The following is a 4966-nucleotide window of genomic DNA, read 5'->3' on the forward strand; positions in this document are numbered from 1 at the left end:
GATTCCGAAACTTTGACAACTTTAAAAGAAGGATTTTGATTGCCTTGAACATCAAAAAGGAGAGAACCAATCTGATTCTCTCCAGATGTTAGCTTTTCATCTACCCACTACAGTTGACAAAGAGCCATTATTGATAATCTAATCAGATGTTACTTCCTCTAATTTAAACGCTGTTCCTTTTAGTGAAGCGTTGAGTAGGAATTTGAATGGTTTGCCTGTCACAGCAACCTGTTTCTTATCCAAATCAACAGTAACATTTTCAACACCCATGACTTTCGAGAGTCTCTCAGTCACTGTAGTGGCACAACCTTGACATTTCATCCCTATAACGTTATAACGTTTCAACATGTTACTTCTCCTCTAGTAATTTATAATCTTTTTAATCTCAAAGCATTTAGAACCACCGATACCGAGCTGAGGCTCATCGCTAAACCAGCATACATGGGGTTCAATAACGGACCACCAAATAAATAAGCTACGCCCATAGCTATAGGGATACCAATAATATTATAAGCAAAAGCCCAGAATAAATTTTGCTTAATAGTGGTTAGAGTAAGCCTACTGAACCTCAAAGCACGTTCAATATCAAGTAAGTCACTTCTCATCAAGATAATATCTGCTGACTCAATGGCAACATCCGTCCCATTGCCAATCGCCATGCCGACATCTGCCTGTACTAATGCTGCTGCATCGTTAATCCCATCACCTACCATAGCAACACGTCTGCCATTTTGTTGTAGCTCCGTTATAACATTTACTTTTTCCTCTGGCAAAACATCACTAACAACCTCATCAACGCCCACTAAGCTTGCAATTGCTTGAGCTGTATGTTGATTATCTCCTGTTAGCATAATCACTTCAACTCCTGATGCCTGCAACGCTTTGATGGCTTCTCGGCTTGTCTCTTTAACGGTATCAGCCACACCAAATAGCCCTTTTAAGTGACCATTAATCGCTAGATAAACTGGTGTTTTCGCAGCTTGTGTTAGTTTTTTAGTGATAGCTTCAACCTGTTGAGTAGCTATACTGTTTTGGACCATCCATTTTGTATTACCGAGTAATACTTCCTGACCATCTAAACTCGCCTTAACACCCAAACCTGAAAAAATCTCAAAATCTCTAATAGGCAATAATGGTATCTGTTTCTCCTTAGCCTTATCACATATCGCCTCTGCCAATGGGTGCTCAGAATATTGTTCTATAGAAGCAGCTAGTTGAAGAAGGCTAGTATTATTTATATCAGAAACACTCTCCACATCAGTCACACGTGGCCTTCCTTCGGTAATAGTACCAGTCTTATCTAAAACAACCGTTTTGATAGCCTGAGCCATTTCTAACGATTCACCATCCTTGAACAAAATACCATACTCTGCAGCTTTACCTGTACCTACCATAATAGCTGTTGGGGTCGCAAGTCCTAAAGCACACGGACACGCAATTACTAATACAGCAATGCTAATAGACAAGGCAAACATAGGCGACTCTCCCCCCAGAAAATACCAACCTAGTCCAGATAGCAACGCCAAAACCATAACAACAGGTACAAAAATACCTGATATTTTATCGGCTAATCTCGCTATTGGAGCTTTTGCTCCTTGGGCTTCCTCAACTAATTGAATAAGTTGTGCCAAGACAGTATCTTGACCAACCTTAGTCACTTCAACAATAAGACGACCATTTTTATTAAGGCTTGCACCAACAACTTGACTTCCAACTGTTTTACGGATTGGCATACTCTCACCTGTCAACATAGACTCATCAACGGTTGATTCTCCATCAACCACTAAACCATCAACTGGAATTTTATCCCCGGGCTTGACAAGCACCCTCTGACCGACTGTAATCTGTTCAACAGGCGTGGTTATTTGTTGTCCATCTTCCCATAGCTGAGCTGTTTTGGGTGTAAGATTAATTAAATGCTTAATCACCTGAGAGGTTCTTTTTTTGGAAATCGACTCCATCAATTTACCTAAAGTAATTAAGGTAAGAATAACACCAACAGACTCAAAATATAAATCCGGATGGTGTTGTCCTTGGATATGACTATCTCGTACTAAAGATACAATCGTCAAAATACCTTGCAACATCGCTGCACTAGTCCCCAAAGCAATCAAAGAGTCCATATTAGGATGACCTTTTATTAAAGTTTTAAACCCCTTCTTGTAAAAAGATTTACCGAAAAAGAGGATGGGAAGGGTCAATAGTAATTGCGATAAGGCAAAAGATAAGGGAGCTTTTTCTGGTGAAATGACATTTGGTAAAGGCAGTGACACCATTGGTCCCATAGCCAGATATAACAATGGTAATATAAACATTGTCGAACCAATCAATCTGTATTTTAAACGCTTAATAGACTCATCTTGAACTTCCTTCTGTCCATTCCTGTCATCAATAGCGGACAAGCTATAACCTGCATCTGCAACAGCTTTAAAAAGCATCTCCTCAGAAATCTGCTCGGCATCATAACTAATTCTGACTTGTTCTGTTGCTAGGTTGACATCAGCACGTGTCACTCCATCTATCCTATGAAGACCTTTTTCAACAGCTACAGCACAAGCAGCACATGTCATACCTTGCACATAATAACGTTCCTCCGTCATGTAATCACTTCCTTTCACAAATATGTCGACAAGTACATTGTCCAGTAAAACAATCGCATATGACAACCGACACTAAATCATTTTGTTTCTCTAAAAGAATTTGCTCAATACCATCAATATCATTTCTTGTCATAGAAAGTTTATCAAGCAGTTTCTCTATAACAGCTGCATGCTTTGTTTGACACAGCCGACCAAATAATAGTTCTAACTGCTCATTAAACGCCTTATCTTCATCCACTAACGCCTCATAGATAAAGGAGCGACCAAAGCGTTTTGTTGTCAAAGCGCCTTTAGAGACAAGTCTAGCCAATAACGTTTTCACTGTGGATTCAGACCACCCTAATTTATCATGCAAGACTTGATAGACAGTAGAACTTTTAGAAGGCCCTTGAGACCAAATGACGCGCATGATTTCCCATTCAGATGTTGCTATTTCCAAAACATATCTCCTTTTTCGTTTACATTTGTAAATATATTTTACACTATCTTTTGTAGGAAATCAAGAGAGGAATTCTGAGTATCAAAAACTCTAAGCAGGTTCCACTTGCTAACTCATGACAGAGAAATGAAATCGCCTTATAATTAAGGTGAACAATGCAAATCCGTAGTCTTTAATAGGGCTTTGCCTAGCTTGTATCAAAAACTGGATGAACAAGAGTCATGAGATAATTCGAATACGCTAAGGAGCGTGAAAATAAAATGACAGCTAACCTCTTGTTCCTATTGTTCAAATAAATAACAGGAGGTCTTTTGTTATGGAAGTTATGATTGAAACCTGTTGTGGCATTGATGTTCACCAGAAATCCATCGTCTATTGTATTTTAGATGGTCCGCTAGATACTAACAAACCTAGAAAAATCCAGAAGACATTTGGAACAACTACTCATGCTTTGCGGAACGGCTTACAGTGGATTCAAACTAACCATGTGTCTCACGTCTTTTTTGAAAATACAGGACAATACTGGTTACCTCTCTTCAATATCTTTTATGAGAGTGATTTGACGCTGATTTTAGCCAATCCTCAACACATCAAGAATGTACCGGGACGTAAGACAGATATGAAAGACGCTGAATGGATGGCTCAACTCGGTCGCTGTGGTCTCATTGCGCCATCTTATATCCCTAGTCCTGAAGTCATGCAGTTGAGGCTACTAACCAGACGGTTGAGAAGCTATAAACAGCGCCAAACTCAGAGGCAGGACTTTCCCCTGGTTCTTACGAAAGTGCTGGGATAAAGAAATCTTCTCACATTACGCAAGGAAATCGCTACATCAAACAAGCTTTAACCATGTCTGGCATGATAGCTACTCACTCTAAGAACAAGGCTTTTTCATCCTTTTACAACCGAATTGCCCAGAGAAGCAGTAAGATGAAAACCGTTGTCACCTGTGCTCACAAATGACTCAGAATTATTTATAGCATATTATCAACTCGTCAACCTTATGACAAAACAAAAGTGCTAGGACTGAGGCAACAGTTCTAGCGCCAAAAAAATTAAAAATTTCAATTACAGTATAACATAGGGAGTGCCTTTTTGTGCTTTTTTAATGTTTTTTTCAAATAAAAGGAGAGAACCAATGTGATTCTCTCCAGATGTTAGCTTTTCACCTACCCACTACAATTGACAATGAGCCTACAATAGATAATAATACTAAATAAGTTTCTCAATAACTATACACTCCGTACGGGATTCGAACCCGTGTTACCGCCGTGAAAAGGCGGTGTCTTAACCCCTTGACCAACGGAGCAAAATAATAATGGGCACGAGTGGACTCGAACCACCGACCTCACGCTTATCAGGCGTGCGCTCTAACCACCTGAGCTACGCGCCCAAATTATATTTATGCCGGCTACATGACTTGAACACGCGACCCTCTGATTACAAATCAGATGCTCTACCAACTGAGCTAAGCCGGCCTATTATAGATTTGATGCGGGTTAAGGGACTTGAACCCCCACGCCGTTAAGCGCCAGATCCTAAATCTGGTGCGTCTGCCAATTCCGCCAAACCCGCTATGACTCGTACTGGGCTCGAACCAGTGACCCATTGATTAAAAGTCAATTGCTCTACCAACTGAGCTAACGAGTCTACGGTCCCGACGGGAATCGAACCCGCGATCTTCGCCGTGACAGGGCGACGTGATAACCGCTACACTACGGGACCTATGGAAGTTAACGGGATCGAACCGCTGACCCTCTGCTTGTAAGGCAGATGCTCTCCCAGCTGAGCTAAACTTCCTAACGCTAAGCGACTCCCTTATCTCACAGGGGGCAACCCCCAACTACTTCAGGCGTACTAGGGCTTAACTACTGTGTTCGGCATGGGAACAGGTGTATCTCCTAGGCTATCGTCACTTAACTGATTG

General features: G+C 40.9%; 5 protein-coding genes, 7 tRNA genes and 1 rRNA gene. 2 read left to right on the plus strand and 11 right to left on the minus strand.

Annotated elements, in window-relative coordinates; genetic code table 11:
* Positions 1-138: 138 nt before the first annotated feature.
* The 3 genes from ACVRZH_RS09745 to ACVRZH_RS09755 are packed head-to-tail and all read right to left on the minus strand — an operon-like array spanning position 139 to position 3039.
* The gene (locus ACVRZH_RS09745; protein WP_447455094.1) at positions 139-348 is read right to left on the minus strand and encodes a heavy-metal-associated domain-containing protein; all 210 of its coding nucleotides are present in this window, start codon (positions 346-348) and stop codon (positions 139-141) included.
* Between the two features lie 20 nt (positions 349-368).
* The gene (locus ACVRZH_RS09750; RefSeq protein WP_447455095.1) at positions 369-2600 is read right to left on the minus strand and encodes a heavy metal translocating P-type ATPase; all 2232 of its coding nucleotides are present in this window, start codon (positions 2598-2600) and stop codon (positions 369-371) included.
* A gap of 4 nt (positions 2601-2604) precedes the next feature.
* Entirely contained in the window at positions 2605-3039 is a 435-nt protein-coding gene (locus ACVRZH_RS09755; RefSeq protein WP_447455096.1) for a CopY/TcrY family copper transport repressor, read from the minus strand.
* A 316-nt stretch (positions 3040-3355) separates the two neighbouring features.
* Here ACVRZH_RS09755 and ACVRZH_RS09760 point away from each other — a divergent pair, with 316 nt between their 5' ends.
* Positions 3356-3835: an IS110 family transposase gene (locus ACVRZH_RS09760; RefSeq protein WP_447455097.1), complete on the plus strand. Its 480-nt coding sequence runs from the start codon at positions 3356-3358 to the stop codon at positions 3833-3835.
* A gap of 14 nt (positions 3836-3849) precedes the next feature.
* The gene (locus tag ACVRZH_RS09765; protein WP_447455098.1) at positions 3850-4002 is read left to right on the plus strand and encodes a hypothetical protein; all 153 of its coding nucleotides are present in this window, start codon (positions 3850-3852) and stop codon (positions 4000-4002) included.
* Between the two features lie 274 nt (positions 4003-4276).
* On the opposite strand, the gene ACVRZH_RS09770 is transcribed toward ACVRZH_RS09765, so the two are convergent.
* From ACVRZH_RS09770 to rrf, 8 genes are all read right to left on the minus strand, one after another.
* Positions 4277-4348 (minus strand) — tRNA-Glu (locus ACVRZH_RS09770).
* Positions 4349-4358: 10 nt separating this feature from the next.
* Positions 4359-4432: transfer RNA gene (locus ACVRZH_RS09775), tRNA-Ile, on the minus strand.
* A 12-nt stretch (positions 4433-4444) separates the two neighbouring features.
* A tRNA-Thr gene (locus ACVRZH_RS09780) sits at positions 4445-4517 on the minus strand.
* Positions 4518-4532: 15 nt separating this feature from the next.
* Positions 4533-4614: transfer RNA gene (locus tag ACVRZH_RS09785), tRNA-Leu, on the minus strand.
* Between the two features lie 2 nt (positions 4615-4616).
* Positions 4617-4689: transfer RNA gene (locus ACVRZH_RS09790), tRNA-Lys, on the minus strand.
* A 2-nt stretch (positions 4690-4691) separates the two neighbouring features.
* Positions 4692-4764 (minus strand) — tRNA-Asp (locus ACVRZH_RS09795).
* Between the two features lie 2 nt (positions 4765-4766).
* Positions 4767-4839, minus strand: a tRNA-Val gene (locus tag ACVRZH_RS09800).
* Between the two features lie 4 nt (positions 4840-4843).
* A 5S ribosomal RNA gene (gene rrf, locus ACVRZH_RS09805) occupies positions 4844-4959 on the minus strand.
* Positions 4960-4966 lie beyond the last annotated feature (7 nt).

It is taken from the genome of Streptococcus fryi (genome assembly GCF_053206505.1).